Here is a 25,763-nt window from a genome sequence, read left to right on the forward strand (position 1 = left end):
GATCTGGTCGTACGCCTTGGCTTCGCCGCCGAACTTGGCCGACAGCACCGTGGCGATCGCAGCCGTCAGCGTGGTCTTGCCGTGGTCGACGTGACCGATCGTGCCCACGTTCACGTGGGGCTTGGTGCGGGTGAACTTACCTTTTGCCATTTTTCAATCCTTGAAAGAGCACTGCCCGTGATGGGTTTAATGTCTGCATCGCATTGCTGGTTCCTTCGCCACGGGCAGCGAGGGGCACACGATCGCAGACAGATTCAGTCGGGACAAAGCAAGAACTTGCCTTGCCCCGCAAAGACCTTACTTGGCGCGAGCGGCCACGATGGCTTCAGCGACGTTACGGGGAGCTTCAGCGTAGTGCTTGAACTCCATCGTGTACGTGGCGCGGCCTTGCGACATCGAACGCAGCGTGGTCGAGTAGCCGAACATTTCCGACAGCGGCACTTCGGCCTTGATGGTCTTGCCGCCACCGATCATGTCTTCCATGCCCTGGACCATGCCGCGGCGCGAGGACAGGTCGCCCATCACGTTGCCGGCGTAGTCTTCAGGCGTTTCGACTTCCACGGCCATCATCGGCTCCAGGATCACGGGGCTGGCCTTGCGGGCGCCTTCCTTGAAACCGAAGATCGCGGCCATCTTGAACGCCATTTCGTTCGAGTCCACGTCGTGGTACGAGCCGAAGTGCAGCGTGACCTTGACGTCGACGACGGGGTAGCCCGCCAGAACGCCTTGGGTCAGCGCTTCTACAACGCCCTTTTCCACTGCGGGGATGTATTCGCGAGGAACCACACCGCCCTTGATGGCGTCGACGAATTCGAAGCCCTTGCCCGCTTCCTGCGGCTCGAGCTTCAGCACGACGTGGCCGTACTGGCCCTTGCCGCCCGACTGGCGAACGAACTTGCCTTCGGCATCTTCGACGGTCTTGCGGATCGTTTCGCGGTAGGCCACTTGCGGCTTGCCCACGTTGGCTTCCACGCCGAACTCGCGCTTCATGCGGTCCACGATGATTTCAAGGTGGAGCTCGCCCATGCCGGCGATGATGGTCTGGCCCGATTCTTCGTCGGTCTTGACGCGGAACGACGGGTCTTCCTGAGCGAGACGCTGCAGGGCGATGCCCATCTTTTCCTGGTCGACCTTGGTCTTGGGCTCGACGGCCTGCGAGATCACCGATTCCGGGAACACCATGCGCTCGAGCGTCAGGATGGCGGCGGGATCGCACAGGGTTTCGCCCGTGGTCACCTCCTTCAGGCCGATACAGGCAGCGATGTCGCCGGCGCGAATTTCGCTCACTTCGACGCGGTTGTTCGCGTGCATCTGCACGATCCGGCCGATGCGCTCTTTCTTGCCGCGCACCGGGTTGTAGACGCTGTCGCCCTTGGTCAGCACGCCGGAGTAGACGCGCACGAAGGTCAGCTGGCCGACGAACGGGTCGGTCATGAGCTTGAATGCGAGCGCGGAGAACTTCTCGTTGTCGTCGGCCTTGCGGGTCGTCGGCACTTCGTCTTCGTCCATGCCCTTGACCGGCGGAATGTCGGTCGGTGCGGGCATGTATTCGACGACGGCGTCGAGCATGGCCTGCACGCCCTTGTTCTTGAAGGCCGAGCCGCACAGCATCGGCTGGATTTCGCCGGCGATGGTGCGCTGGCGGATGCCCGCCTTGATTTCGACCTCGGTCAGCTCGTTGCCTTCGAGGTACTTGTTCATGAGCTCTTCGCTCGCTTCGGCAGCGGCTTCGACGAGCTTTTCGCGGTACTCGGCGCACACATCGGCCAGGTCGGCCGGGATTTCGCCGTACTTGAAGGTCACGCCCTTTTCTTCGTCCCAGATGATCGACTTCATCTTCACGAGGTCGACGATGCCCTGGAAGCGCTCTTCGGCGCCGATCGGGATCTGGATCACGACGGGGTTGGCCTTCAGGCGGTCCACCATCATCTGGCGCACGCGCAGGAAGTCGGCGCCGGTGCGGTCCATCTTGTTGACGAACGCGAGGCGCGGAACCTTGTACTTGTTGGCCTGGCGCCAAACGGTTTCGGACTGGGGCTGCACGCCGCCGACCGCGTCGTACACCATGACAGCGCCGTCCAGCACGCGCATCGAGCGCTCGACTTCAATGGTGAAGTCCACGTGGCCGGGGGTGTCGATGATGTTGATGCGGTGTTCGTCGAACGTGCCCGCCATGCCCTTCCAGAAACAGGTGGTGGCAGCCGACGTGATCGTGATGCCGCGCTCCTGCTCTTGCTCCATCCAGTCCATCGTGGCGGCACCGTCGTGCACTTCACCGATCTTGTGGTTCACACCGGTGTAGAACAAGATGCGTTCGGTCGTCGTGGTCTTGCCAGCGTCGATGTGCGCGGAGATGCCGATGTTGCGGTAGCGCTCGATGGGGGTCTTGCGAGACATGATTTACTTTCGGGTTAAATGCGTTGAGCGCTGGGCCCCGAGCACGGGCACAACGCCCGACACTCGACACCCAACGCCCAAGCGAAGTTTGATTTTTAGAAGCGGAAGTGGCTGAATGCGCGGTTGGCTTCTGCCATGCGGTGCACTTCATCGCGCTTCTTCATGGCGCCGCCACGGCCTTCCGTGGCTTCCATCAGTTCGTTGGCCAAACGCAGGGCCATCGACTTCTCACCGCGCTTGCGGGCAGCTTCCTTGATCCAGCGCATCGACAGGGCAAGACGACGCACAGGACGCACTTCGACCGGCACTTGATAGTTCGCACCGCCCACGCGGCGCGACTTCACTTCGACCATCGGCTTCACGTTGTTGATGGCAACGGTGAACGCTTCGAGAGGGTCCTTGTCCGGATTCTTCTTTTCGATGAACTCGAGGGCACCGTAGATGATGCGCTCGGCGATAGCCTTCTTGCCGCCTTCCATGATCACGTTCATGAACTTCGACAGCTCGACATTGCCGTACTTGGGATCCGGCAGGATTTCACGTTTGGGGACTTCGCGACGACGTGGCATTTTTTAACCTCTTTGCTTCAGTTGGCACCGTTTCCGGTACCGCGAGAGCCAGTTAGAACTCTCACTTACTCGACCCGATATTGGGTCACTTCGTTCGACAAGCCCGCCAAGGCCATCGAACACCGTTTGTTTTCTGACGACAGGAAGGCTTAAGCCTTCTTGGGACGCTTCGCGCCGTACTTGGAGCGCGACTGCTTGCGGTCTTTCACGCCTTGCAAGTCGAGCGAACCGCGCACGATGTGGTAACGAACACCGGGCAAGTCCTTGACACGACCGCCGCGAACCAGCACGACGCTGTGTTCCTGCAGGTTGTGGCCTTCGCCGCCGATGTAGGAGATGACTTCGAAGCCATTGGTCAGACGGACCTTGGCAACTTTACGAAGCGCCGAGTTGGGCTTCTTTGGCGTCGTGGTGTAGACGCGGGTGCAGACACCGCGACGTTGCGGCGAGTTCTGCATGGCAGGGCTCTTCGAATTGATCTTTTCGACCGTTCGACCCTGACGCACCAGTTGATTGATGGTTGGCATGAATGAATTAGTCCCAAAACAACCCGGCCCTGGTTGCAAAACCGTCCTTGGTCGTGACTCAAGGAAGCCGGGAATAACGAAAACGTGAAACCCTTCGGAAAATTCCGAAAAGCCCACGAGTATAGCAAACGTACCTGAAACGGCAACGTCCGCGGCAATCGGCGCGGGCTGGAGCGGCTTCAGCCGCCCTGCCGACTTACTTGATCCAGAGGCGCACGGCGTCCCAGGCGCGGCCGAAGATGCCCGCCTGCTCGACCCCTTCGAGGGCCACCAGCGGCACATCGGCCACCGGCTGGTCGTCCAGCGTGACCTTCAGCGAGCCGACGGCCTGGTACTTGGTGAAGGGCGCCACCAGCGGATCGGGGCGCGACACCTGCGTCTTGATCTTGCTGGCGCTGCCGGCGGGCACCGCCACCACGATGGCCTCGGGGCGACCCAGCTTCAGCGTGTTGGCCTTGCCCTTCCAGACCGCCGGGGTCGCGGCAGGCTGGCCGGCGTCGAACAGGCGAACAGCGTCGTAGGCGGTGTAGCCCCAGTTCAGCAGCTTCTGCGACTCGTTGGCGCGCACGGTCTCGCCGGTGGCGCCCAGCACGACCGACAACAGGCGGCGCCCGCCCGTCAGGTTGGGGAACTCGCGCTTGGCGGTGGCGATCATGCAGTAGCCGGCGGCTTCCGTATGCCCGGTCTTCAGGCCGTCGACGGTCGGGTCGCGGAACAGCAGCAGGTTGCGGTTGGTGTCGTTGGTCGAGGGCGTGCCCGGGTAGCGGTACTTCTTGATCGCGTAGTACTTGGCTTCTTCGGGGAAGTCGCGCACCAGGCGGGTCGCCAGGATGCCTAGGTCGCGGGCCGTGGTCGTGTGGCCGGGTGCGGTCAGGCCTTCGGGGTTCTTGTAGCTGGTGTTCTTCATGCCCAGCGCCTTGGCCTGGGCATTCATCAGTTCGACGAAGTGCTCCACGGTACCGCCCACGCCCTCGGCCAGCGCTACCGTGGCGTCGTTGCCCGACTGCACGATCAGCCCCTTGATCAGGTCCTCCACCGGCACCTGCATCTTGGGGTCGATGAACATGCGCGAGCCGGGCATCTTCCAGGCACGCGGGCTGACGGGCAGTGTCTGCGTCAGCGTGATCTTCCTGGCCCGCAGCGCGTCGAACACGATGTATGCCGACATCAACTTGGTCAGCGAGGCCGGCTCGACAGGGCTGTCGATGTCCTTCTGCGCCAGGATCTGGTTCGCGGTCACGTCCATCAGCAGGTAGCTGCGCGCGGCAATTTCAGGGGGCGCCGGCACTTGGGCTGCGGCGATCAGGCTGACGGATGCGACGACGGTAACGACCAGCACGCGGAGCGCACCAAGAAAACGAATCATGGGAGTTTGGAAAGAGACGGAAACAAGCCTGCAAGGCTTTCAGACAATGCCCGCGCGCAGATGGCGGACAACGAGACTTTTCAGCAGCGGCAATTGTCCGTGAAAGAAGTGACCGCCCCCGGGGACGACTGTCACAGGAAGTGACTGCGGGCGCGCCCAGTCCATCACGGCGGACAGCGGCACCGTGTCGTCGGCCTCGCCGTGGACCACCAGCGCGCGTTCGTGCGCTTCGGCCGGCAGCGCGGCCACCGTGTTGCGCGCCGCGGCCGTGCCGACCAGCACGATCTGCCGCAGGTCGCGCTCGCTCCAGAGCTGCTGGACCGCACCGCTCGCAACGAACGCGCCGAACGAAAAACCGGCAATCGCCAACGGGCCTTCGGGGGCCAACTGGCCAACGACATTCAGCATGTCTTCGAGCTCGCCGCGCCCTTCGTCGTGCACGCCCTCGCTGGCGCCCACGCCGCGAAAATTGAAGCGCACCGTGGCCCACCCGCAAGCGACGAAGGCACGCGCCAGGGTCTGCACGACCTTGTTGTCCATCGTGCCGCCGAACAGCGGATGCGGATGTGCGATCACGGCAATGCCGCGCGCGGCTTCGGCTGGCTGGTCGCGCTGGACCTCGATCGCGCCGGCGGCGCCCTGGAGGCTGAGTTTTTCGGTCTGGGAGTTCATTGGCACAAGGTACGCGCGGTACGAGCGGGGACGTATCGGAAAAGTTCAGCGGCCGACATCGGCCGGCAGCACCAGGCGCTCGACGACCTTGCCGTTCTTCAGGTGCGACTCGACGATCTCGTCGATGTCCTCGCCGTCGACGAAGGTGTACCAGACGGCCTCGGGATACACCACCGCCACCGGCCCGCCCGCGCAGCGGTCGAGGCAGCCGGCCTTGTTGACGCGCACCTTGCCGGGCCCCGACAAGCCCTCTGCCTTGACCTTCGCCTTGCAGCGGTCGAAGCCTTCCTGCGCGTTGTGCAAGGCGCAGGAGTCTTCGCCGTTCTTGCGCTCGTTGAGGCAGAAGAAGATGTGGCGGCCGTAGTAGCCGGACGGTGTGGCGGGGGTGGGGCTGGACATCGGCCGATTTTAGTGACTGAGGGCTTTCACGCCGCCGTCTCGCCGACCGGCTTGCTGCGCCGCGACAGCGCCGCCACCACGTACGCGAGCACCGCAAACGGCCACATCCATCCCAGCCACTGCGCGAGCCCGTGGAAGCGAATGAAGCGCCCCTGCTCCCACGTGGCCAGCGTCTGCGCGAAGTACGCGCTCTCGGGCGCCTGGTTCAGCAGGCTCAGTTGCAGCACGAGCCCCACCAGCAGCAAGGCCGCGCACAGGCGGCGCGGTGCCAACAGCAGCAGAACGCCGGCAAACAGCGCGGCCGCCATGCCGACCTGCACCGGCAGGTCGAGCCATGCCCAGGCATGGTCGGGCCCGTAGCTCAGCGCCGCGGAAAGCGCCGAGGCTGCAATGCCGCCCGACAGGATCAGCGGCAGCGCCACGGCGCGCTGCACCACCGAGCGCGCCACCAGGTAACCCAGCAGGCATGGCACCAGCGCGCCGAGCATCACGCACAGCAGCTCGACCGCCGGCACCAGCGGTTCGAGTTCGAACTGGCGCATGGGCAGCCAGTCGATGAAAGGCGTGTCGAGCAGCCACTCGGAGATGGCCACCTCGAGCCGCTCGAACACCTGCCCCAGCCCGAAAGTGACGGCCGCCGGAAACAGCAGCGCGAACGGCCAGAGCGCCAACAGCACCAGGCCGCCGCGTGCGTCCTCCACGAACCAATGCGAACGCGCCCGGCTCCAGTGCGCGACCGCGCCCATCCGCTCGAGCCCCGCGGCCAGCACCGCGCCCAGAACGGCGCCCGTGGTGTTCAGCCCCAGGTCCACGTTGGAAGGAATGCGCGCCGGCAGGTAGCTCTGCAGGGTCTCCATGGCAAAGGCGATGGCCGCACCCGCCGCGGTGGCGCGCAGCAACGCGCGCCACACGCCCGCGCCCGGGCGCGTGCGCAGCACCACCAGCGCGCACAGGAACCCGAAGGGCACGTAGCCCGCGACGTTGATCGCGAAGTCGAAGCCCGTCCAGTACTTGGGCCAGGGCGCCGACAGGTAAGCCCAGGGGGCGATCCCCTGGTCTCGCCAGTCGGCGAAGGGGTACAGGCTGGCGTAGACGATCAGCGCCGCATAGGCGAGCGCAAGGGGCAGTGCAGCGGACTTGTGCGGCCTCTCCACCGTGTGCACCGGGCTCAGAACGGCTTCACGACCACCAGAATCACGATCAGCAGCAGCAACACCACCGGCAGTTCGTTGAACCAGCGGTACCAGCGGTCGCTGCGCCGGTTCTGGCCCGCCGCGAAGCGGCGCAGCAGCACGCCGCAGCCGTGGTGGTAGCCGATGGCCACCAGCACCAGCGCCAGCTTGGCGTGCATCCATGCGTTGCCCGGCCCGCGGCCGATGCCGTAGCCCAGCCAGAGCCACAGGCCGAAGCCGATTGCGGGGACCGCCAGCATCGTGGTGAACCGCAGAAGCTTGCGCGCCATGAGCAGCAGCCGCTCGCGCTCGGCCACCGACTCGGGCGGCACCATGGCCAGGTTGACGAAGATCCGCGGCAGGTAGAACAGCCCCGCGAACCAGCTGGCGATGAAGACGATGTGGAGTGATTTGACCCAGAGCATGCGGGCCAGTTTAGTGGCGCACCCTCTGCGGCAACCCGGTAACACCCATGCCTGGCGGAACTTAGGCAAAAAAAAGCCCGACGTCTGCACGTCGGGCTGGGAAGCCCTTTTGCTGTCACACATCAAGGCACCCGCTCAGGGAGGAAAAGCGGGGAGCGGCAAGCCGCCCGATTCAGAATTTAACAAAGACGAAACAAGGTTTCAAGCGAATGAGGCATTTTCTTTAACATTTCAAACAAAAAAACGAGAACCTTGGTTCTACGAATTCCCGTGGTTGTCAGACAACTGGACGCTTGACGCAAAGTGCCCCGAAATGTGGCTTCAGGCACAATTTTGGGCATATGACGTCTTCCACTTCTCCCCTGGCCATGTTTCCCGCCGGTCGACCGCGGCGCCTGCGCCGCGACGCATTCACTCGAAACCTGGTGCGAGAGCATGCGCTCACTGCGCACGACCTGATCTATCCGGTGTTCGTGCAGGAAGGCGAAAGGCGCCGCGATGCGGTCACCTCGATGCCCGGCGTCGATCGCCTGAGCCTCGACCTGCTGCTGCCCGTGGCCGAGCAGTGCGTGGCAGCCGGCATCCCGGTGATGGCGCTGTTCCCTGTGATCGACGCCGGACTGAAGACCCCCCACGGCGACGAAGCCTTCAACCCCGACGGGCTGATTCCCCGCGTGGTGGCCGCCCTGAAGGCACGCTTTCCCGAACTGGGCGTGATGACCGACGTCGCGCTCGACCCGTATACCAGCCACGGCCAGGACGGCCTGCTCGACGACACCGGCTACATCCTCAACGAGCCGACCGTCGAGGTGCTGGTCAAACAGGCGCTCACGCAGTCGCAGGCCGGCGTGGACATCGTGGCGCCCAGCGACATGATGGACGGGCGCATCGGCGCCATCCGCACCGCGCTCGAAGCCCGCGGCGACGTTCACACGCGGATCATGGCCTACAGCGCCAAGTACGCCAGCGCCTTCTACGGCCCCTTCCGCGACGCCGTCGGCTCGGCCTCCACGCTGGGCAAGGCCGACAAGAAGGTCTACCAGATGGACCCCGGCAACAGCGACGAAGCCCTGCGCGAAGTGGCGCTCGACATCGCCGAAGGCGCAGACATGGTGATGGTGAAGCCCGGCATGCCCTACCTGGACATCGTGCGCCGCGTGAAGGACGAGTTCCATGTGCCAACCTTCGCCTACCAGGTGAGCGGCGAGTACGCCATGCTCAAGGCCGCCGCGCAGAACGGCTGGCTCGACCACGACGCCGTGGTGCTCGAAAGCCTGCTGGCCTTCAAGCGCGCGGGCGCCGACGGCGTGCTGACCTATTTCGCGCTCGACGCCGCCCGGCTGCTGCAGAAGTAACCGCGCGCTGGCACCGGCATGCGCATTTTCGAAATCGACCGCTCGCAGGTCAGCGAGCACCCTGCGCTGGCGCCGCTGAGCGTGCCGGGCGCGTGCGGCGCCGGCGGTTATCTATGGATCTCGCTCACCCGCGAGGAATTCCGCAGCTCGCTCGCCGAGGTGCAGCAGATCCTGCAGACGCTGTGCCTGACACAGCTGGTCGACCTGCATGTGGCCGACCTGCTCAACGACCAGCTGCCGTCGCACTACGACTACACCTCACTGTACGACGTGCTGGTGTTCCGGCGCCTGGCGAACGGCCAAGGCCAGAACCAGGCGGCGGGCAACGGTAACAACAACGGCAGCGAGACACGGTCGGGGCCGCCCCCGCCCCGCAGCGGACCGCCGGTGCTGCGCCGCGTGGACACCCGACCGGTCGGCTTCGCCGTGTTCGACCGGGTGCTGCTCTCGGTGCACCCGGAAGACGGCGCGGTGCGCGACGGCTTCGCCGCGCGGCTGCTGGCCGCCGGCTCGCCCGACGGCCGCGGCGCCCCGGCGCTGGACGTTCGCGCCACCTCGGCCCGCCTTCCGGCCAGCCCTTCGGACCTGATGCTGCGCGTCATCAACCAGATCGTCGACGGCTACCTCGACCTGCGGCGCGAGCTCACCAGGCAACTCGACCACTGGCAGACCGAGCTGATCGACCCGCGCAGCCGCTTCACCAACTGGGGGGCGCTGATGGAGGCGCGCCAGTCGCTGCACCACCTCGACGAGATCTGCGAGGACCAGCGCGCCGCCATGCAGGACTGGATCGACTCGCTCGAGACGCTGCCGCCGCCCAAGGGTGAAACCGAGCAGCGCGAGCGCGAGCTCATCCTGATCCGCAGCCGCGACGTGCTCGAGCACATCGAGCGCGTGGTGCACCACGTGCATCGGCTGGAGCAGAACGCGGAAACGGCGGTGCAGATGCACTTCAGCGTCCAGGGCCACCGCGCCAACGACATCATGCGGGTGCTGACGGTGCTCACCGCCGTGTTTCTGCCGCTCAACCTGATCGCCGGCATCTTCGGCATGAACTTCGAGTTCATCCCGCTGTTGCACAAGGCAGACGGCTTCTGGATCGCGATGACGTCGATGCTGGTCATCGCGGTGCTGCTGGTCCTGATCTTCTGGCGCAAGCGCTACCTGGCGCGCACGCGCTGACCGCACGCCGGCCGGCCGCCCCCAAAAAAAGAGGGCCACGCTTTCGCGTGGCCCTCTTTTGACTTCGGCGAAGCCCCGAAGGGCCTGCTTCAATTACTTGGCGACAGCGCCCGAACCTTGCTGGGCTTGAACGCGAGCGTCCAGCGGGTGCTGCATGGTCGAGACGACCTTGCTGTTCACACGCGAGCCCGAGCTCACGTTCTGGTCCGGTGCGTAGGCGGTGCGAACGGCTTCGGCTTCGACCAGGCTGCGGTCCTTCGACACGGCAACGGTTTCCGCGCCGCGCGAACCGCGGGTCACGTTCTGGTTCGGAGCCGATGCGGCGCGCACGCCTTCCGCGTTCACGTCGTCACGGCTCTTGGTCGAGACGGCGGTGTTCACGCCTTGGTACGTTTCAGCTTGGGCGCCGGTAGCGGCAAGCAGGGTCAGGGCGGCAGCGGCGATGATTTGCGAGGTCTTCATTGTCAGTTCTCCTAGTGTGTTCGGATGGTTCGTCCACCAGGCTTGCTGGTTCGCTTGCCTGTGCGGCGAGTTTCCGGGCGAACACGCGCAGCAGAACACGCCGTTCAGAGACACCGTGTTTCCTCTATTGAAACAATCGCGTCATGAAGGCATGCAAGCAACAAAAAGCCGGGCCCGGTTCGCACCGGCCCGGCCTGTCGAAGAGAGCTTGGGCTCAGGGCCTTGCGGCCTTGAACTGCGGCGGCACTTCGCTGTTGACGAAGGCGCGGCGGTCCAGGTTCTGGTTCGGCGCGTGGGCGGCGGCCACCGCCTCGGCCCTGATCGAGGCCCGGTCACGCGAACTCGGCCGCGACGTCAAGGGCGCCGCGACGACGTCGCCATAGACATTGCCACCACGGGCGGCGGCATCGGCACCCGCCAGGACATCGGTCCTGCTGGTCATGGCCGCCAGCGGCTGCACCGGGGCGAAGCCCTGGGCCCGCGCACCGGAGGCGGCGAGCAGCGACAGGACAGCGGCGGCAATGAGGTTCGAGGTCTTCATTTCAGTTCTTTCCAACAACCCGACCTGGCGGGCGTCGTCGGCGTGTAACCGAAGTGTCGCCTGAACCGGTCGGTAAAAACCCGGGAGAATCGAACCATCGCGTTCTCCAAACGGAAACAATGGGCCCATTCACATGGACAGTCTCGATCTGATCAGAACCTTCCGGGAAGTGGCCTCGCACGGCAGCTTTTCCCAGGCAGCCAAGAGGCTCGACATGTCGAAGGCCACCGTCAGCAAGTATGTGGCCGAGCTGGAAACCCGCTTCGGCGTGCGCCTTCTCAACCGCTCCACGCGCTCCGTGAGCCTGACCGACGCCGGCCAGCTTCTGCTGGAGCGCAGCACCCCGATGCTCGAGATGATCGAGCTCACCCAGTCCGAGCTGCAGGACCGCGCCAGCCAGCCCGGCGGGCGGCTGCGCATCTCGGCCCCGCACGGCATGGGCAGCGGCGAGTTCCCGAACCTGCTGGCCGACTTCATGCGCTACTACCCCGACGTGACGATCAGCCTCCAGCTGACCAACCGCACCGTCGACCTGGCCGAAGAAGGCATCGACGTCGAGCTGCGCAGCGGCCCGGTGGAAGACGCCAACCTCATCGTGCGCAAGCTTCGCCTCATGAACATGGTGGTGTGCGCCTCGCCGGTCTACTGGAAGAAGCACGGCAAGCCCGAGCATCCGCGCGACCTGGCCACCCACGAGGCACTGACTTTCTCGCTGCTGGGCCAGCAGCCGGTCTGGCGCTTCGACGACAACGGCACGCCGCTCGACGTGCCGGTGAAAAGCCGCATGGACTGCACCGAGGGTGCGCCGCTCATCCGCGTGGCCATGCACGGCTTCGGCGTGATCTACCTGCCGTCGATCCTGGTGCAGACGCACCTTGACCACGGCGAACTGGTGCCGGTGCTGCAGGACTACGCACGCAAGGACATGTGGCTGTCGGCCGCCTACCTGCAGCGGCGCCACAACAGCGCCGCGCTGCGCGCCCTGCTCGACTTCCTGCAGACCCGCGTGGGCCCGGGCAGCACGCCGCGCAAACCGAGCCATGCATGAAAAAACCCGGCGCTGCCGGGTTTTTTCATGGGGCCGCCGAAATCAGCCGACGTGCTTGGCGAAGAACGCCAGCGTGCGCTCGCGCGCCAGCCTGGCCGCTTCGGCATCGTACGAGCCGCGCTGGTCGCAGTTGAAGCCGTGGCCGACCGGGTACACGTGCACTTCCACTTCCGGATGCGCTTTCTTGAACGACTCGATGGTGTCCAGCGGAATCCAGTGATCCTGGTTGCCGAAGTGCGCCAGCACCGGCACCTTCGGCTCGCGCGCCGTTTCCTCCGGCGAGGTCATGCCGCCGCCGTAGTAGGGCGCCGCGGCCGCCAGGCCCGGCAGCAATGCGGCGGCGCGCCACACCAGCAGGCCGCCCCAGCAATAGCCCACGATGCCGACCTTGCCGGCCTTGGCCGCGTAGGCGATCGACGCCTCGATGTCCTGCAGCACGCCGGGCGCGGGCAGCGCCTCGACCGCGGTCTTCAGGCCGAAGCCGTTCTTCATGTCGTCGTCCGAGTAACCCAGCTCGACGCCGGGCTTCACGCGGTGGAAGGTGGCCAGCGCCACGGCCAGGTAGCCCTCGGCGGCATAGCCGTCGGCCACCGAGCGGATGTGCGAGTTCACGCCGAAGATTTCCTGCACCACGACCACCGCGCCGCGCGGCTTGCCCGCGGGTTCGGCCACGTAGGCGGGGAAAGTGAAGCCGTCCTTGGCCGTGAGATCGATGAATTGACCCATGTCGTCTTGCTCCTTGATGGCAAACAAATGAATGAATGAATGCCGGGGTTGCTGAATCAAGGGCGCAGCGCCCGCTCGACGAAGTCGAGCCGGTCCTGCCCCCAGAAGATTTCGCCGTCGATCACGTAGCTCGGCGCGCCGAACACCTGGATGTAGATGGCTTCCTGCGTGTAGGCCTCGTAGCGTTCCTGCACCGCCTGGCTCTGCGACTGCTCCGCGCGCTTGGCCGGCAGGCCGCATTCGGCCACCAGCGCTTCGAGCACCTTCGGGTCGCCGATGTTGCGCTCCTGCACCCACACGGCCGCGAACACCGCGGCGCACATGCGCAGCGCCGCCTCGGTGCCGTCGTGCAGGTCGACCGCGATGATGGCGCGGGCCGCGTCGTCGCCGGCCACCGGAAAGAACTTGGGCTTGGGGTTCAGCGGCAGGCCCAGGTGGCGCGAAAAGCGCGCCAGGTCGACCAGCCGGTAGGCCTGGCGCTGCGGCGCGCGCTTGCCCAGCGGCAGCCCGCCCGACACCGGGAACACGCTGCCCAGGTCGATCGGCCGCACGCGCACCGTGGCGCCGGCGGCCGCGGCAATCGCCGCGAAGCGGGAATGTCCCAGATAGGTCCATGGGCTCTGTGGCGCAAAGTAGTAGTCAACCGTCTTGCCGATGCTCATGCCCGTGTCCCCCGATGATGTAATCCAGCCGACGGTTTTAACTGACACGCAGTTTCTCTGCAGGAGGTAGGTTTTGGACCAGGTGCTCTTGATCACGGGCGGCGGGCGCGGCATCGGTGCCGCCACCGCCCTGCTCGCCGCGAAGCGCGGCTACGCGGTGGCCGTCAACTACGCCAGCAACTCGCTGGCCGCCGACGAGGTGGTGCGCACCATCCGCGCGGGCGGCGGCACCGCCATCGCCGTGCAGGCCGACGTGGGCGACGAGGCGCAGGTGCTCGCCATGTTCGAGAAGATCGACGCCAAGCTCGGCCGCCTCACCGCGCTGGTCAACAACGCCGGCGTGGTCGACATGCAGGCGCGCGTCGACGAGATGAGCGTGGCCCGGCTGGAGCGCATGTTCCGCATCAACGTGATCGGCAGCTTCGTCTGCGCGCGCGAGGCCGTGCGCCGCATGAGCACCCGGCACGGCGGCACGGGCGGCGCCATCGTCAACATCTCCAGCGGCGCGGCGCGCCTGGGCTCGCCGGGCCAGTACGTGGACTACGCGGCCAGCAAGGCCGCCATCGACACCTTCACCATCGGCCTGGCCAAGGAAGTGGCCGACGAAGGCATCCGCGTGAATGCGGTGCGCCCCGGCCTCATCGACACCGACATCCACGCCTCCGGCGGCATGCCCGACCGTGCCTTCGAGCTGGCGCCCAGCGTGCCCATGAAGCGGACCGGCACCGCCGACGAGATCGCGGGCGCCGTGCTGTGGCTGTTGTCGGCCGAGGCCAGCTACACCACCATGGCCCTGCTCGACGTCACCGGAGGACGGTAGCCCCATGAGCACCTCGATGGACCTCATCAAGCCGCTGGTCACGCTGGTGGCCATCGTCAACCCGCTGGCCATCGTGCCGTTCTTCATCCACTACACGCAGGGCTACAGCGACGCGCAGCGCCGCCACACCGTGCGCATGTCGGCGTTCAGCGCGTTCGTGGTCATCGCGGTGAGCGCGCTGCTCGGGCTGCAGCTGCTGTCGTTCTTCGGCATCTCGATCGCCAGCTTCCAGGTCGGCGGCGGCCTGCTGCTGCTCATGAGCTCGCTGTCGATGCTCAACGCCAAGCCGGCCGAGAGCAAGACCAACGTCGAGGAGCTGCGCGCCACCGAGGTCAAGGCCTCGATGGGTGCCTCCATCGCGGTGGTGCCGCTCACCATTCCGCTGCTGACCGGCCCGGCCACCATTTCCACCGTGGTGATCTACGCCGAAAAGACACAGCACCTGTGGGAGCTCGCGGTGCTGGTGGGCTACGGCGTGGTGGTGGCGCTGGCCACGGCGCTGGCCTTCTCGCTCGCGCAACCGATCGCGCGCGTGCTGGGCAAGACGGGAATCAACATCATGACGCGGCTGATGGGCCTGATCCTCGCGGCCCTCGCGGTCGAGGTGATGGCCGACGGGCTCGGCAAGCTGTTTCCGATCCTGACGCGAGCAGCCTGAGGCGCCCCCCGGAGGCTCAGCCCAGCATCTTCTCGATGATCTTCCAGTGCGCGGGCTCCACCGGCGTGATCGACAGCCGGTTGCCCTTGCGCAGCACCACCAGCTCGGCCAGTTCGGGCTTTTCGCGCAGCTCGGGCAAGGCCAGCAGGCGCGTCTTGCGCAGCGCCTGCACGTCCACCAGCAGCCAGCGCGGATCGTCGGGCTTCGACTTGGCGTCGTGGTACGGCGACTTCGCATCGAACTGCGTCGGGTCGGGCTTGATGCCCGAGGCCACGCGCGCGATGCCGGCGATGCCCGGCTCCGGGCAGCTCGAGTGATAGAACAGCACGCCGTCGCCGACGGCCATGCCGTCGCGCATGAAGTTGCGTGCCTGGTAGTTGCGCACGCCGGTCCACGCCACGGTGGCGCCGGGCGCGGCGAGCGCATCGTCGATCGAGACCTCGTCGGGCTCGGACTTCATCAACCAGTAGCGGGGGGAAGGGCTGGGCATGGTCCCGTCATGGTGTCACATAGTCCGACACCACCACCCACTTGCCGTCCTTGATCTGCGACAGCCGCGACTGGTCGTTGCCCAGGCGCTTGGTGGCGGTGTAGGTGCTCTTGGGGCTGCCGAACATGTCGGGCTCGAAGGTGATGCTGTCCATCGCCTTGATGAAGCTGTCGGTCGTGAGGTTGGGGCCGGCCTTGGTCGCCGCCTTGATGAACGAGTCGACGATCACGTAGCCGTACACCGAGAACACCGTCGGGTCTTCGTTGAACTTGGTCTTGTACTTGTTGGCCCAGAAGCGCAGCGGCTGCGACTGCTCGTCGGTGTAGGGGTTCTGCACCGTCATGGTGGCGTACACGCCGTCCATCGCCTTGCCGCCCAGCTTGTGAATGAGGTCGGTGTAGGCCGCGCTGGAGCCGATGAAGGTCGGGTTGAAGCCCGTCTTGCGCGCCTCGCCCACGGTGCCGATGGTCTCGCGGATGATGGTGCCCAGCACCACCAGGTCGCAGTTGGCGGCCTTCATCTTCGCGACCTGCGAGCTGAAGTCGGTGGCGCCGCGCTTGAACGATGTTTTCTCGGCCAGCTCCATGTTCGCGGCCTTCACACCGGCCTCCGCGCCGCGCTGCACCTCCAGGCCGAACTCGTCGTCCTGGTAGATGGTGCACACCTTCTTGGCGCCCTTGTCCTTGATCATCTTGGGCAGCGCCAGGCGGATCTGGTCGTAGTAGGTGGCCGCGAACGAGTACTTCAGCCGGTTCAGCGGCTCGTACATTTCGCGCGCCGCGGTGATGGGCATGTAGTTGACGATGTTCTTGTCGAACTGCACCGGCATCGCCGCCATGTTCTGCGCCGTGCCGATGTGGCCGGCCATGATGAAGATCTTTTCCTGGTTCACCAGCTTCTGCGCGGCCAGCACCGCCTTCTTCGGGTCGTAGCCCGAGTCTTCGACGAACAGCTTGAGCTTGCGCCCGTTCAGGGTGCCCTGCTCGTTGAGTTCGTCCACGCGCAGCTGCATGCCGTTGCGCGCCTGCTTGCCGAAGCCCGCGAGCGGCCCCGACAGGTCCTGGATGGTGCCGATGCGGATCTCGTCCTTGCTCACGCCCTGCTGCTGCTGCGCAAACGCGTGCGTCGCGACCAGGCCCCCCACGGCCAGCGTCGTCAGTGTCTTGAGCTTCATGCGGTTGTCTCCTCGGGTTGGCGAAAAAAACAGGCCGGCAATGTCACCGGTACATGGCTTCGATGCGCTCGGCGTACTTGGTCTGCACCAGCTTGCGCTTGAGCTTCATGGTGGGCGTGAGCTCCTCGTCCTCTGCGCTCAGCTGCGTCTCGAGCAGGAAGAACTTCTTGATCTGCTCCACGCGCGCGAACCTGGCGTTGACGCGGTCGATCTCGCCCTGGATCAGGTCCTGCACTTCCCGCGTGCGCGTCAGGCTCTCGTAGTTGCTGAACGGCACGTCGTTGTCCTGCGCGAACTTCTCGACGTTCTCCTGGTCGATCATGACGATCACCGTGAGGTAGGGCTTCTTGTCGCCGATGACCACCGCGTCGGTGATGTAGAGGCTGAACTTGAGCTCGTTCTCCAGCTCGCTGGGCGTCACGTTCTTTCCCCCCGCCGTGATGATGATGTCTTTCATCCGGTCGGTGATGCGGAAATACCCGTCCCCGTCCATCACGCCCACGTCGCCGGTGTGCAGCCAGCCCTCGGCGTCGATGGTCTCGGCGGTCTTCTCGGGCAGGTTGAGGTAGCCCATGAAGACATTGGGGCCGCGCACCAGGATCTCGCCGGTGCCCGCGTCGATGCGCACCTCGTTGTAGCCCGTGGCCGGGCCGATGGAGCCGGGCTTGATGCGGCTGGCCGGCACCGCGGTCGAGGCGCCGCACGACTCGGTCATGCCCCACACCTCCAGCATCGGCACGCCCAGGGCCAGGTACCACTTCACCAGCTCGGGCGAAATGGGCGCCGCGCCGGTCACCAGGAAGCGCGCACGGTGAATGCCGATGAGCTTGCGCGCGTTGTCCAGCGCCAGCACCCGCGCCAGCCTGAACTTCAACTTGAGCGCCGCGCCCACGGGCTCGCCCGCCAGCACGCGCGCGGCAATCGCCTCGCCCACGCCGATGCTCCACTTGTAGGCGGCCTGCTGCAGCGGGCTGGCCTCCTTCAGCGCGATCATCACGCCCGAATAGAACTTCTCCCACACGCGCGGCACGGCGGTGAACACGGTGGGAGCGATCTCGCGCACGTTCTCCGGCACCGTCTCGGGGTTCTCCACGAAGTTGAGGATGGAGCCGGTGTACATCGCGAAGTATTCGCCGCCCATGCGCTCAGCGATGTGGCACAGCGGCAAAAAGCACATGCGCTCGTCGGTCTCGTCCTGCGCAATGAGCGTGTTGTAGCCGCGCGCGGTGTACACCAGCCCGGCGTGGCTGTGCATCGCGCCCTTGGGCTTGCCGGTGGTGCCCGAGGTGTAGACCAGGATGGCCAGGTCTTCGGGCCGGCACGCCGCCACGGTGCGCTCCACGCACTGCGGGTCGGCGGCCAGGCGCGCGCGGCCGAGGGCGCGCAGCGCGTCCAGGCTCATCACGGCCGCATCGTCGAGCTCGCGCAGGCCTTCCATGTCGAACACCACGATGCGGCGCAGGCCCGGCAGGCCGGCGCGCACTTCGAGCGCCTTGTCGAGCTGCTCGTCGTCTTCCACGAAGAGCACGGTGGTGCGCGAGTCTTCGCACAGGTAGTGCACCTGCGAGGCCGCGTCGGTCGGGTAGATGCCGTTGGACACGCCGCCGCAGCTGAGCACGGCCAGGTCGGCGAGCACCCATTCGATGACGGTGTTCGACAAGATCGATGCGCACTCGGCGGGCACGAAGCCGATGGCCTGCAGCCCGGCCGCGATTTCGCGCACGGCGTTGGCCGTCTGGTGCCAGCTCCAGGTGCGCCAGATGCCCAGTTCCTTCTGCCGCATCCAGACGGTGTCGCCGCGTTGCTTCACGGCGTTCCAGAACATGGCGGAGAGGGTGTCGCCCGGCACGACGATGTCGAGCCGCGGGGCGAAGGTGTCGAGGTCCCAGAGTCCTTGCATGGCGCTATCTCCAGGTCTTCTTCTTTTTCCAGCGCCGCTCGCCGCGCACGCCGTCGTCCTTCACGCCGAGGTAGAACTCCTTGATGTCGTCCTTCTCCCTCAGGCGTTCGCAGGTGTCTTCCATCACGATGCGGCCGTTCTCCAGCACGTAGCCGTGGTCGGCGGCGTTGAGCGCCATGTTGGCGTTCTGCTCGACCAGCAGGATGGTGGTGCCGCGCTCGCGGTTGATGCGCACGACGATCTCGAAGATCTCCTTGGTCAGCTTCGGGCTCAGGCCGAGGCTGGGTTCGTCCAGAAGAATGAGATGCGGCGCGGCCATGATGGCGCGCGAAATGGCCAGCATCTGCTGCTGGCCACCCGACAGCAGCCCCGCGTCCTGCGTGGCCCGTTCGCGAAGAATGGGAAAGTAGGTGTAGACCGTCTCCATGTCGCGCGCCACGCCGTCGCGGTCCTTGCGGGTGTAGGCCCCCATCAGCAGGTTGTCTTTCACCGACAGCAGCGCAAACACCTCGCGGCCTTCGGGCACGTGGCTCAGGCCCTGCTGCACGATGTAGGCCGGGTCTTTGGCGGTGATGTCCTTGCCCTGGAATTCGATGCTGCCTTTGCGGGGGTCGATGATTCCGGAGATGGTCTTGAGGATCGTCGTCTTGCCTGCGCCGTTGGAGCCGAGCACGGTCGCGATCTCGCCTTGTCTTACTTTCAGGCTCACGCCTCGGATGGCCTTGATCGGGCCGTAGGCGCTTTCCACGTTCAGGAGCTGGAGGACTGCGTCGCTCATTTCGTCGTTCCAAAGGCAGTGGCAGAGGCCCTGACGCCGTAGACACGTACAGGGTGAACACTCCACCCCCGAGCCCGGTGCGCGGTGCGGGGTGGGCGCCCCCTCTGTGCCGCCGAGGAGCGCAGCGTTTCGCGGACAAGGGCTCGCAGCTGTTTGAGCGAAGCGAGTTCTGCGAGACCCCGCGAAACGCGAGCACCGCAGGGGAGCCGCGAAGCGGCCGGCACAGTGGGGGCGACCGCACCGCACCGCGCACCGGGCGCCTCCAAGGAAGTAACGAACAACGAACTCACGCCGCCACCCTCCTCAAGCTGCTCACGTCGTCCACGGTCCCCAGGTACGCCTCGACCACACGCGGATCGGCTTGCACCTCCCCAGGCGACCCGGTAGCCAGTACCTCGCCCATGTTCATCGCCAACACCCGGTCAGACACTTTGGAAACCAGCGACATGTCGTGCTCGACCATCAGCACCGACACCCCCAGTTCATGCTGGATGTCCTGAATCCAGAATGCCATGTCGGCGGTCTCTTCCACATTCAGTCCGGAAGAAGGTTCGTCGAGCAACAGCAACTTGGGCTCCGTGCACAAGGCACGTGCCAACTCGACCACCTTGCGCACGCCGTAAGGCAGGCCCGCCACCATCGAATCGCGGTGATGCTGCAGATCGAGCAGCTCGATCACCTGCTCCGCCTTCTCGCGCGCCGCCATCTCCGCACGCCGCGTGGCGGGCGTGAAGAACACCTCGCTCCAGAAGCCCGTCTGCCGGTGCGTGTGGCGCCCGATCAGCAGGTTGTGCAGCACCGTCGCATGCTCGAACAGCTCGATGTTCTGGAAGGTGCGCGCAATGCCCAGCGCGGCAATCGCATGCGGCGCTTGCTGCGTCAGCGCGATCGGCCCGCGCGCTTCGCCGTGCCATGTGATCTCGCCTGTCGTCGGCGTGTAGATGCGGCTGATCAGGTTGAACACCGTCGTCTTGCCCGCGCCGTTCGGACCGATCAGCGTGAACACCTCGCCGCGGCGAACGTCGAAGCTCACCTTGTTCACCGCCAGCACGCCGCCGAAGCGCACGCTCAGGTCCCTGGCCGAAAGAAGGATGTCGTCGCTCATCTCAGCCGGTCCGATTTGGCAAAGGACTTCTGCCGCTTGAACAGGCCCCTGCGGTAGAACGGAAAGAGCTGCAGCCAGGTGCGAATTTTCAGCCAGCGGCCGTACAGCCCCAGCGGCTCGAACAGCACGAACGCGATCAGCACCAGGCCGTACACCAGCCCCTGCAACCCCGGCGCCTGCCCGACGACCGCCGGCAGCCAGTCCTTGCCCATCGATATCAACTGCGGCATCGCGATCAGGAAAATCGCGCCCAGGAACGCGCCGTGCACCGAGCCGAGCCCGCCGATCACCACCATCAGCAGCAGGTCGATCGACTGCAGGATGCTGAACTGGTCCGGCGAAATGAAGCTCAGCTTGTGCGCGTACAGCGCACCGCCCAGCCCCGCGAGCGCCGCCGAAATCGCGAACGACATCGTCTTGTAGCGCGCCAGGTGAATGCCCATGCTCTGCGCCGAAATCTCCGAATCGCGAATGGCCACGAACGCGCGCCCCGTCGGCGAGCGCAGCAGGTTCAGGATGCCCAGCGTGCCGAGCACCGCCACCACCAGGCACAGAAAGTAGAAGCCGTCGCCCGAGCCCAGCGACCAGCCGAAGAGCTGCGGCGACTTCACGTGCAGCCCTGCGTTGCCGCCCGTCACGCTCTCCCACCGCGCGAACACCTCCTCGACGATGAAGCCGAACGACAGCGTCGCGATGCCCAGGTAGATGCCCTTCACGCGCAGCGCGGGCAACGCGACCACCACGCCCACCGCTGCCGACAAGGCAGCCGCGGCGATCAGCGCGAGCGGAAACGGCACGCCCATGTTCGTCAGCACGCCCTGCGTGTAGGCACCGGTGCCGAGGAACGCCGCATGCCCGATGGAGAACTGCCCCGTGAAGCCGGCCAGCAGCATCAGGCCCAAGCCGACGATGCCGTAGATCAGCACGAAGGTCAGTTGCGCCAGCCAGTACTCCTCGATGATCCACGGCGCGGCAATGAGGAACGCGACGAGCAGGCCGTACCAGAACACATGGCCGCCGTGCCGCGCGAGGCGGATGTCCTGGTCGTAGCTGGTCTTGAAGATGAAGCGCATATCAGGTCCGCCGCCGGGCCGCCCCAAGGCGGACCTGCGCCCCCTTGGGGGGCAGCGAGTACACGAAGTGACGAGCGTGGGGGCGCATGTTTCTAAACCTTCTTGCGCAGCTTTTCGCCGTAGAGACCGTTGGGCTTGATCATGAGCATCAGCAGCACCACGATGTACGGCGCCGTGTCCTTGAACCCGTCGGGCAGGTAGAAGCCCGCGAACGACTCGACGATGCCGATGACCAGACCGCCGACGATGGCGCCCGGCAGGCTGCCGAAGCCGCCCACCACCGCGGCCGGAAAGGCCTTCAGCCCGATGAAGCCCATGTTCGCGTGCACGAAGGTGATGGGCGCGAGCAGCATGCCGGCAATCGCGGCGACGGCGGCCGCCAGCCCCCACACCAGCCCGTTGAGCCGCTTCACCGGAATGCCCATGTAGTAGGCCGCCAGCTGGTTCTGCGACGACGCCTGCATCGCGATGCCCAGCTTGCTGTAGCGGAACATCGCGAACAGCAGGCCGCACAGGATGGCCGTGGCGACGATGATCGCCAGCTGCTCCAGGTTGACCACCAGTTCGCCCAGCTTCCAGATCTGGTCCTTGTAGGGCACGGCCAGCGTGTGGGTCTCGGTGCCGATGCCCGGCACCATGGTGATGAGGCCGCGTGCCACGTAGGCGATGCCGATGGTCAGCATCACGATGGTGAACTGCGGCTGCCCCAGGATCGGGCGGATCACCACCAGCTCCAGCAGCACGCCGAAAGCCGCCATCGCCACGATCGCCAGGATGGCCGCGAGCCAGAACGGCAGGCCGAACAGCGACATGCCCGCGAACGCGCCGAAGGCGCCGAGCATCATCAGGTCGCCCTGCGCGAAGCTCACGGTTTCGGTGGCCTTGTAGATGAGCACGAAGCCCAGCGCGATCAGCCCGTAGATGCAACCTTGCGCAATGCCCGAGAGCAGGAGTTGAAGGATCTGCATGGGGCCTTTCTTCCTGCGCTCAGTGCCTGAAGCCGCCGGCCGCGTCGTGCAACGCGAGTCGGCGCGAGCCGGCCAGGATGTCGCTGGGTTTCAGGCCGTACACCTGGCGAATCGAATGGCTGAAGTGCGTCGAGTCGGGGTAGCCCGTGTCCAGCGCGATGTCGGTCAGCGTGCCGGTCTGGCGCACGTAGCGCAGCAGGCTGCGCGCGCGCTTCCAGGCGCGAAACGCGCGAAAGGCCATGCCGGTTTCCTGCTTGAACAGGTGCAGGAAGCGCGAGAACGACAGGTGCACCGAAGCCGCGCAGTCCTCGGCCGACATGGGCGCGGCCGGGTCGTCGTTGATGGCCTCGGCCACCTTGCGGATGCGTGCATCGAGCGTGCGCGGCGCGAGGCTTTCGCCGAAGAACATCGCATCGAAATCGAAGCCCTCGAAGTCGGTGCCCCGGCCCGAAGCGGCCAGCAGGTGCGCATGCGCATCGCGCACACGCTGCACGAAGGCCGGTGCCTCGACCGGGCCGCAGTGCTGCAGAAAGGCCGGCATGCGCGCGGGGTCGACCGACTCCGACTCGATGAGCAGGCTGAAGATGAGCGGATGCGCGCTCTCCACCTGGTGCGGCACATGCGGGGGCACCACGATGAGCTCGCCCGTCTGCCAGGCCCCGCCGCCGATGCGGATGCGGTTGGGCGGCGCGCCGGCGGGCGACACGCACACGCCGTGGCCGCCCATGGTGCGCTCGGCCGCCGCGCCGAGCAGGCCGGCATAGAACACGCGGTGCGGCGTGAGCCACATCAGGCGTTCGCCCTGCCTTGCGGCGCCCCGCTCAGGCGGCGTCGTCCTCGTTCGCTGCATGGTTTGTCTCCTGCAATCGGTGGACTGCCACTCTGCGGTGGCGTCTGGGTTGGCTGGATCGTAGCGGCGAGGGCCGCTCGCGCGATATCGATTTGCGCGGGGACTTTCCCTAGGCCTGCGCGAACGCGCGGCGCAGTTCCGAGGCACACAGCGCGACCGCGGTGTTGGCCTCGTCGAGCACCTTGCCCATGGGGACGAAGCCATGGATCTGGCGCTCGAAGCACACGTACGCGGCGTGGTTGCCGGCGGCCGTGAGCGCCTGCGCATACGCCGCGCCTTCGTCGCGCAGCGGATCGTGGCCGGCGGTGATCACCAGCGCCGGCGGCAGCGCCGACAGGTCGGTGTGCAGCAGCGGCGAAGCGCGCCAGTCGAGGTCGTGCGCGGGGTCGGTGATGTAGTGGTCGTGAAAGTACGCCATGGTGTCGCGGGTCAGCAGGTAGCCCTGCCCGTTCGCCTGGTGCGACGGATGGCCGCGGCGCATGTCGGTGGCGGGGTAGATCAGCAGCTGGTAGGCAAGGGGCAGGTCGCCCGCGTCGCGCGCGGCGATGGCGACCACCGCCGCGAGGTTGCCGCCCGCGCTGTCGCCGCCCACGGCCATGCGGCTCGCGTCCAGCCCCAGCGTGGCGGCCTCGCGGCGCACCCAGCGGGTGGCGGCCAGCACGTCGTCCACCGCGGCGGGAAAGCGGTGCTCCGGGCCCATGCGGTAGTCGACCGCGACCACCGCGCAGCCTGCGCCGTTGGCCAGTTCGCGGCACAGCACGTCGTGCGTGTCGAGGTCGCCGATGACCCAGCCGCCGCCGTGGAAGTACACCAGCACCGGCAGCGGGCCGGCGCCCGAGCCCAGCGGCCGGTACATGCGCACCGGAATGGGGCCGTGCGGGCCGTCGGCCGCCAGGTCGCGCACCTCGGCCACTTCGGCGGGCAGCGGTTGCGTGGCGGTGCGGCGCTCGCGGTAGAAGGCCCGCGCATCGGCGGGCGACAGGGTGTGGGTCGGCGGAATGCCGCGCGCCTCGATGAAGTCGAGCAAGGCGCGCGCCTGGGGGTGCAGCATGGTGTCTCCGGGAGGGTCGAGTGGGTGTGTCTCGATCTTCCTGCACGATGCCCGCGCCGTGGCGGCGCGGCTTGCGAAAACTGGCTACCCGCCTGCGGAGCGCGGGTTCATCCTAGGCAACTTCAGGGCGCGATCAAGCCTTGCGCGGCTTCACGCGCGAAGCAGCTTCCTTGGCCAGCTTGCGCGCCGTATCGGTGTCGGCCGCATGCACCAGCGCCACGCCCATGCGGCGCTTGGTGAAGCTCTCGGGCTTGCCGAACAGGCGGATGTCGCTGCCGGGCACCTGCAGCGCCTCGGCCACGCCGTCGAAGGCGATGCCGGTGGCGTCCACGCCGCCGTAGATCACCGCGCTGGCACCCGGGCTCTTGAGCGTCGTGTCCACCGGCAGGCCGAGGATGGCGCGCGCATGCAGCTCGAACTCGTTCTGCCACTGCGTGGCCATGGTGACCATGCCGGTGTCGTGCGGGCGCGGGCTGACTTCGCTGAACCACACCTCGTCGCCCTTCACGAACAGTTCGACGCCGAACAGGCCCTGGCCGCCCAGGTCGGCCGTCACGGCCTGCGCAATCTCCTGCGCCTTCTGCAACGCGGCGGGCGCCATCGGGTGCGGCTGCCAGCTTTCCACGTAGTCGCCGCTCACCTGCACGTGGCCGATGGGGTCGCAGAACTTCGTTTCCACGGCGCCGGCCGCGTCCTTGGCGCGCACGGTCAGCAGCGTGATCTCGTAGTCGAAGTCGATGAAGCCCTCGACGATCACGCGGCCGTGGCTCACGCGGCCGCCGGCCATGGCGTAGTCCCAGGCCTTCTGCACGTCGGCCGGGCCGTCGATCTTGCTCTGGCCCTTGCCGGAGCTGCTCATCACGGGCTTGACGATGCAGGGGTAGCCGATGCCGGCATCGATGGCGGCCTGCAGCTCGGCCAGCGAGTCGCAGAACTTGTAGGGGCTGGTGGGCACGCCCAGCGTTTCGGCGGCCAGGCGGCGGATGCCTTCGCGGTCCATCGTGAGGCGGGCGGCGCGGGCGGTGGGAATGACGCGCACCACGCCGGCGTCTTCGAGCGCCTGCAGCGTCTGCGTGGCGATGGCCTCGATCTCGGGCACCACGAGGGTGGGCTTCTCGGCCTCGATCAGCGCCTTCAGCTGCGCGGGGTCGCTCATGGTGATGGTGCGCGCGTGGTGCGCCACCTGCTGGCCGGGGGCGTTCTCGTAGCGGTCCACCGCGATGGTCTCGACGCCGAGGCGCTGCAGGGCGATCAGCACCTCCTTGCCGAGTTCACCGGAGCCGAGCAGCATCACGCGGGTGGCGGAGGGGGAAAGGGGGGTGCCGAGGGTGGTCATGGTCGGAAGTCGCGAAGAGAGAGACAAAGAGAGAGGGAAAAAGCAACCGCAGGACTG

At 66.4% G+C, this 25,763-nt stretch carries 28 protein-coding genes; 5 read left to right on the forward strand and 23 right to left on the reverse strand.

What is annotated here, in order from left to right:
• The 9 genes from ACSFA5_RS17740 to ACSFA5_RS17780 all read right to left on the reverse strand — a co-directional run.
• Nucleotides 1-150, reverse strand: a 150-nt coding sequence (locus tag ACSFA5_RS17740; RefSeq protein ID WP_260685270.1) for a GTP-binding protein, incomplete at its 3' end; no start/stop codon positions are given.
• 147 nt (nucleotides 151-297) lie between these two features.
• On the reverse strand, nucleotides 298-2,397 hold the full coding sequence (gene fusA / locus ACSFA5_RS17745; protein WP_435445369.1) for an elongation factor G: 2,100 nt from the start codon (nucleotides 2,395-2,397) through the stop codon (nucleotides 298-300).
• 95 nt (nucleotides 2,398-2,492) lie between these two features.
• Nucleotides 2,493-2,966 carry a 30S ribosomal protein S7 gene (rpsG, locus tag ACSFA5_RS17750; protein WP_093023827.1) on the reverse strand — a complete coding sequence of 158 codons (474 nt, stop codon included), beginning with the start codon at nucleotides 2,964-2,966 and terminating at the stop codon, nucleotides 2,493-2,495.
• A 149-nt stretch (nucleotides 2,967-3,115) separates the two neighbouring features.
• A complete protein-coding gene (gene rpsL / locus ACSFA5_RS17755) occupies nucleotides 3,116-3,493 on the reverse strand; it encodes a 30S ribosomal protein S12 (protein WP_013543948.1) in 378 nt (125 codons plus the stop codon).
• 196 nt (nucleotides 3,494-3,689) lie between these two features.
• A complete protein-coding gene (locus tag ACSFA5_RS17760; protein WP_435445370.1) occupies nucleotides 3,690-4,859 on the reverse strand; it encodes a D-alanyl-D-alanine carboxypeptidase family protein in 1,170 nt (389 codons plus the stop codon).
• Between the two features lie 39 nt (nucleotides 4,860-4,898).
• Entirely contained in the window at nucleotides 4,899-5,531 is a 633-nt protein-coding gene (locus tag ACSFA5_RS17765; protein WP_435445371.1) for an alpha/beta hydrolase, read from the reverse strand.
• A gap of 45 nt (nucleotides 5,532-5,576) precedes the next feature.
• A complete protein-coding gene (locus ACSFA5_RS17770; protein ID WP_435437666.1) occupies nucleotides 5,577-5,930 on the reverse strand; it encodes a (2Fe-2S) ferredoxin domain-containing protein in 354 nt (117 codons plus the stop codon).
• Nucleotides 5,931-5,956: 26 nt separating this feature from the next.
• Nucleotides 5,957-7,084, reverse strand: a complete 1,128-nt coding sequence (locus ACSFA5_RS17775; RefSeq protein ID WP_435445959.1) for a VanZ family protein — start codon at nucleotides 7,082-7,084, stop codon at nucleotides 5,957-5,959.
• A gap of 14 nt (nucleotides 7,085-7,098) precedes the next feature.
• Nucleotides 7,099-7,527 carry a CopD family protein gene (locus tag ACSFA5_RS17780; RefSeq protein WP_435445372.1) on the reverse strand — a complete coding sequence of 143 codons (429 nt, stop codon included), beginning with the start codon at nucleotides 7,525-7,527 and terminating at the stop codon, nucleotides 7,099-7,101.
• Nucleotides 7,528-7,868: 341 nt separating this feature from the next.
• On the opposite strand from ACSFA5_RS17780, the gene hemB reads away from it, so the two are divergent.
• Together hemB and ACSFA5_RS17790 are read left to right on the forward strand one after the other, a co-directional pair.
• Nucleotides 7,869-8,882, forward strand: coding sequence for a porphobilinogen synthase (gene hemB / locus ACSFA5_RS17785; protein ID WP_435445373.1), 1,014 nt, complete (start codon nucleotides 7,869-7,871; stop codon nucleotides 8,880-8,882).
• An 18-nt stretch (nucleotides 8,883-8,900) separates the two neighbouring features.
• Nucleotides 8,901-10,064 carry a magnesium transporter CorA family protein gene (locus ACSFA5_RS17790; protein ID WP_435445374.1) on the forward strand — a complete coding sequence of 388 codons (1,164 nt, stop codon included), beginning with the start codon at nucleotides 8,901-8,903 and terminating at the stop codon, nucleotides 10,062-10,064.
• A 93-nt stretch (nucleotides 10,065-10,157) separates the two neighbouring features.
• Here the strand turns inward: ACSFA5_RS17790 and ACSFA5_RS17795 are convergent, their stop codons facing one another.
• Nucleotides 10,158-10,526 carry a DUF4148 domain-containing protein gene (locus ACSFA5_RS17795; protein ID WP_435445375.1) on the reverse strand — a complete coding sequence of 123 codons (369 nt, stop codon included), beginning with the start codon at nucleotides 10,524-10,526 and terminating at the stop codon, nucleotides 10,158-10,160.
• A 214-nt stretch (nucleotides 10,527-10,740) separates the two neighbouring features.
• A complete protein-coding gene (locus ACSFA5_RS17800) occupies nucleotides 10,741-11,067 on the reverse strand; it encodes an alpha/beta hydrolase (RefSeq protein WP_435445376.1) in 327 nt (108 codons plus the stop codon).
• Nucleotides 11,068-11,200: 133 nt separating this feature from the next.
• Here ACSFA5_RS17800 and ACSFA5_RS17805 point away from each other — a divergent pair, with 133 nt between their 5' ends.
• On the forward strand, nucleotides 11,201-12,115 hold the full coding sequence (locus ACSFA5_RS17805; protein WP_435445377.1) for a LysR family transcriptional regulator: 915 nt from the start codon (nucleotides 11,201-11,203) through the stop codon (nucleotides 12,113-12,115).
• Between the two features lie 42 nt (nucleotides 12,116-12,157).
• On the opposite strand, the gene ACSFA5_RS17810 is transcribed toward ACSFA5_RS17805, so the two are convergent.
• Nucleotides 12,158-12,841, reverse strand: coding sequence for a dienelactone hydrolase family protein (locus ACSFA5_RS17810; RefSeq protein WP_435445378.1), 684 nt, complete (start codon nucleotides 12,839-12,841; stop codon nucleotides 12,158-12,160).
• A 56-nt stretch (nucleotides 12,842-12,897) separates the two neighbouring features.
• Nucleotides 12,898-13,503, reverse strand: a complete 606-nt coding sequence (locus tag ACSFA5_RS17815) for a 2-hydroxychromene-2-carboxylate isomerase (protein ID WP_435445379.1) — start codon at nucleotides 13,501-13,503, stop codon at nucleotides 12,898-12,900.
• Between the two features lie 73 nt (nucleotides 13,504-13,576).
• Here ACSFA5_RS17815 and ACSFA5_RS17820 point away from each other — a divergent pair, with 73 nt between their 5' ends.
• Nucleotides 13,577-14,323, forward strand: coding sequence for an SDR family oxidoreductase (locus ACSFA5_RS17820; protein WP_435445380.1), 747 nt, complete (start codon nucleotides 13,577-13,579; stop codon nucleotides 14,321-14,323).
• A 4-nt stretch (nucleotides 14,324-14,327) separates the two neighbouring features.
• Nucleotides 14,328-14,981 (forward strand): MarC family protein, encoded by a 654-nt coding sequence (locus tag ACSFA5_RS17825; protein ID WP_435445381.1) that lies wholly within the window; start codon nucleotides 14,328-14,330, stop codon nucleotides 14,979-14,981.
• Nucleotides 14,982-14,997: 16 nt separating this feature from the next.
• Here the strand turns inward: ACSFA5_RS17825 and ACSFA5_RS17830 are convergent, their stop codons facing one another.
• The 10 genes from ACSFA5_RS17830 to purT all read right to left on the reverse strand — a co-directional run bounded on the left by ACSFA5_RS17830 (nucleotide 14,998) and on the right by purT (nucleotide 25,706).
• Nucleotides 14,998-15,471, reverse strand: coding sequence for an EVE domain-containing protein (locus ACSFA5_RS17830; protein ID WP_435445382.1), 474 nt, complete (start codon nucleotides 15,469-15,471; stop codon nucleotides 14,998-15,000).
• A 7-nt stretch (nucleotides 15,472-15,478) separates the two neighbouring features.
• Complete coding sequence (locus ACSFA5_RS17835; protein WP_435445383.1) at nucleotides 15,479-16,645, reverse strand: ABC transporter substrate-binding protein; 1,167 nt, start codon at nucleotides 16,643-16,645, stop codon at nucleotides 15,479-15,481.
• 43 nt (nucleotides 16,646-16,688) lie between these two features.
• Nucleotides 16,689-18,545, reverse strand: a complete 1,857-nt coding sequence (locus tag ACSFA5_RS17840; protein WP_435445384.1) for an AMP-dependent synthetase/ligase — start codon at nucleotides 18,543-18,545, stop codon at nucleotides 16,689-16,691.
• A gap of 4 nt (nucleotides 18,546-18,549) precedes the next feature.
• Entirely contained in the window at nucleotides 18,550-19,323 is a 774-nt protein-coding gene (locus ACSFA5_RS17845; RefSeq protein WP_435445385.1) for an ABC transporter ATP-binding protein, read from the reverse strand.
• A 286-nt stretch (nucleotides 19,324-19,609) separates the two neighbouring features.
• Nucleotides 19,610-20,428, reverse strand: coding sequence for an ABC transporter ATP-binding protein (locus ACSFA5_RS17850; protein ID WP_435445386.1), 819 nt, complete (start codon nucleotides 20,426-20,428; stop codon nucleotides 19,610-19,612).
• Nucleotides 20,425-21,501: a branched-chain amino acid ABC transporter permease gene (locus tag ACSFA5_RS17855; protein WP_435445387.1), complete on the reverse strand. Its 1,077-nt coding sequence runs from the start codon at nucleotides 21,499-21,501 to the stop codon at nucleotides 20,425-20,427. The genes ACSFA5_RS17850 and ACSFA5_RS17855 overlap by 4 nt, the downstream gene beginning before the upstream one ends.
• 92 nt (nucleotides 21,502-21,593) lie before the next feature.
• Nucleotides 21,594-22,469 carry a branched-chain amino acid ABC transporter permease gene (locus ACSFA5_RS17860; protein ID WP_435445388.1) on the reverse strand — a complete coding sequence of 292 codons (876 nt, stop codon included), beginning with the start codon at nucleotides 22,467-22,469 and terminating at the stop codon, nucleotides 21,594-21,596.
• Between the two features lie 19 nt (nucleotides 22,470-22,488).
• Nucleotides 22,489-23,319 carry a helix-turn-helix domain-containing protein gene (locus tag ACSFA5_RS17865; protein ID WP_435445389.1) on the reverse strand — a complete coding sequence of 277 codons (831 nt, stop codon included), beginning with the start codon at nucleotides 23,317-23,319 and terminating at the stop codon, nucleotides 22,489-22,491.
• A gap of 109 nt (nucleotides 23,320-23,428) precedes the next feature.
• The gene (locus tag ACSFA5_RS17870; protein ID WP_435445390.1) at nucleotides 23,429-24,370 is read right to left on the reverse strand and encodes an alpha/beta hydrolase; all 942 of its coding nucleotides are present in this window, start codon (nucleotides 24,368-24,370) and stop codon (nucleotides 23,429-23,431) included.
• Nucleotides 24,371-24,503: 133 nt separating this feature from the next.
• Complete coding sequence (purT, locus tag ACSFA5_RS17875; protein WP_435445391.1) at nucleotides 24,504-25,706, reverse strand: formate-dependent phosphoribosylglycinamide formyltransferase; 1,203 nt, start codon at nucleotides 25,704-25,706, stop codon at nucleotides 24,504-24,506.
• Nucleotides 25,707-25,763: the final 57 nt, after the last annotated feature.

Source organism: Variovorax monticola, assembly GCF_051216855.1.
Lineage (GTDB): Bacteria > Pseudomonadota > Gammaproteobacteria > Burkholderiales > Burkholderiaceae_C > Variovorax.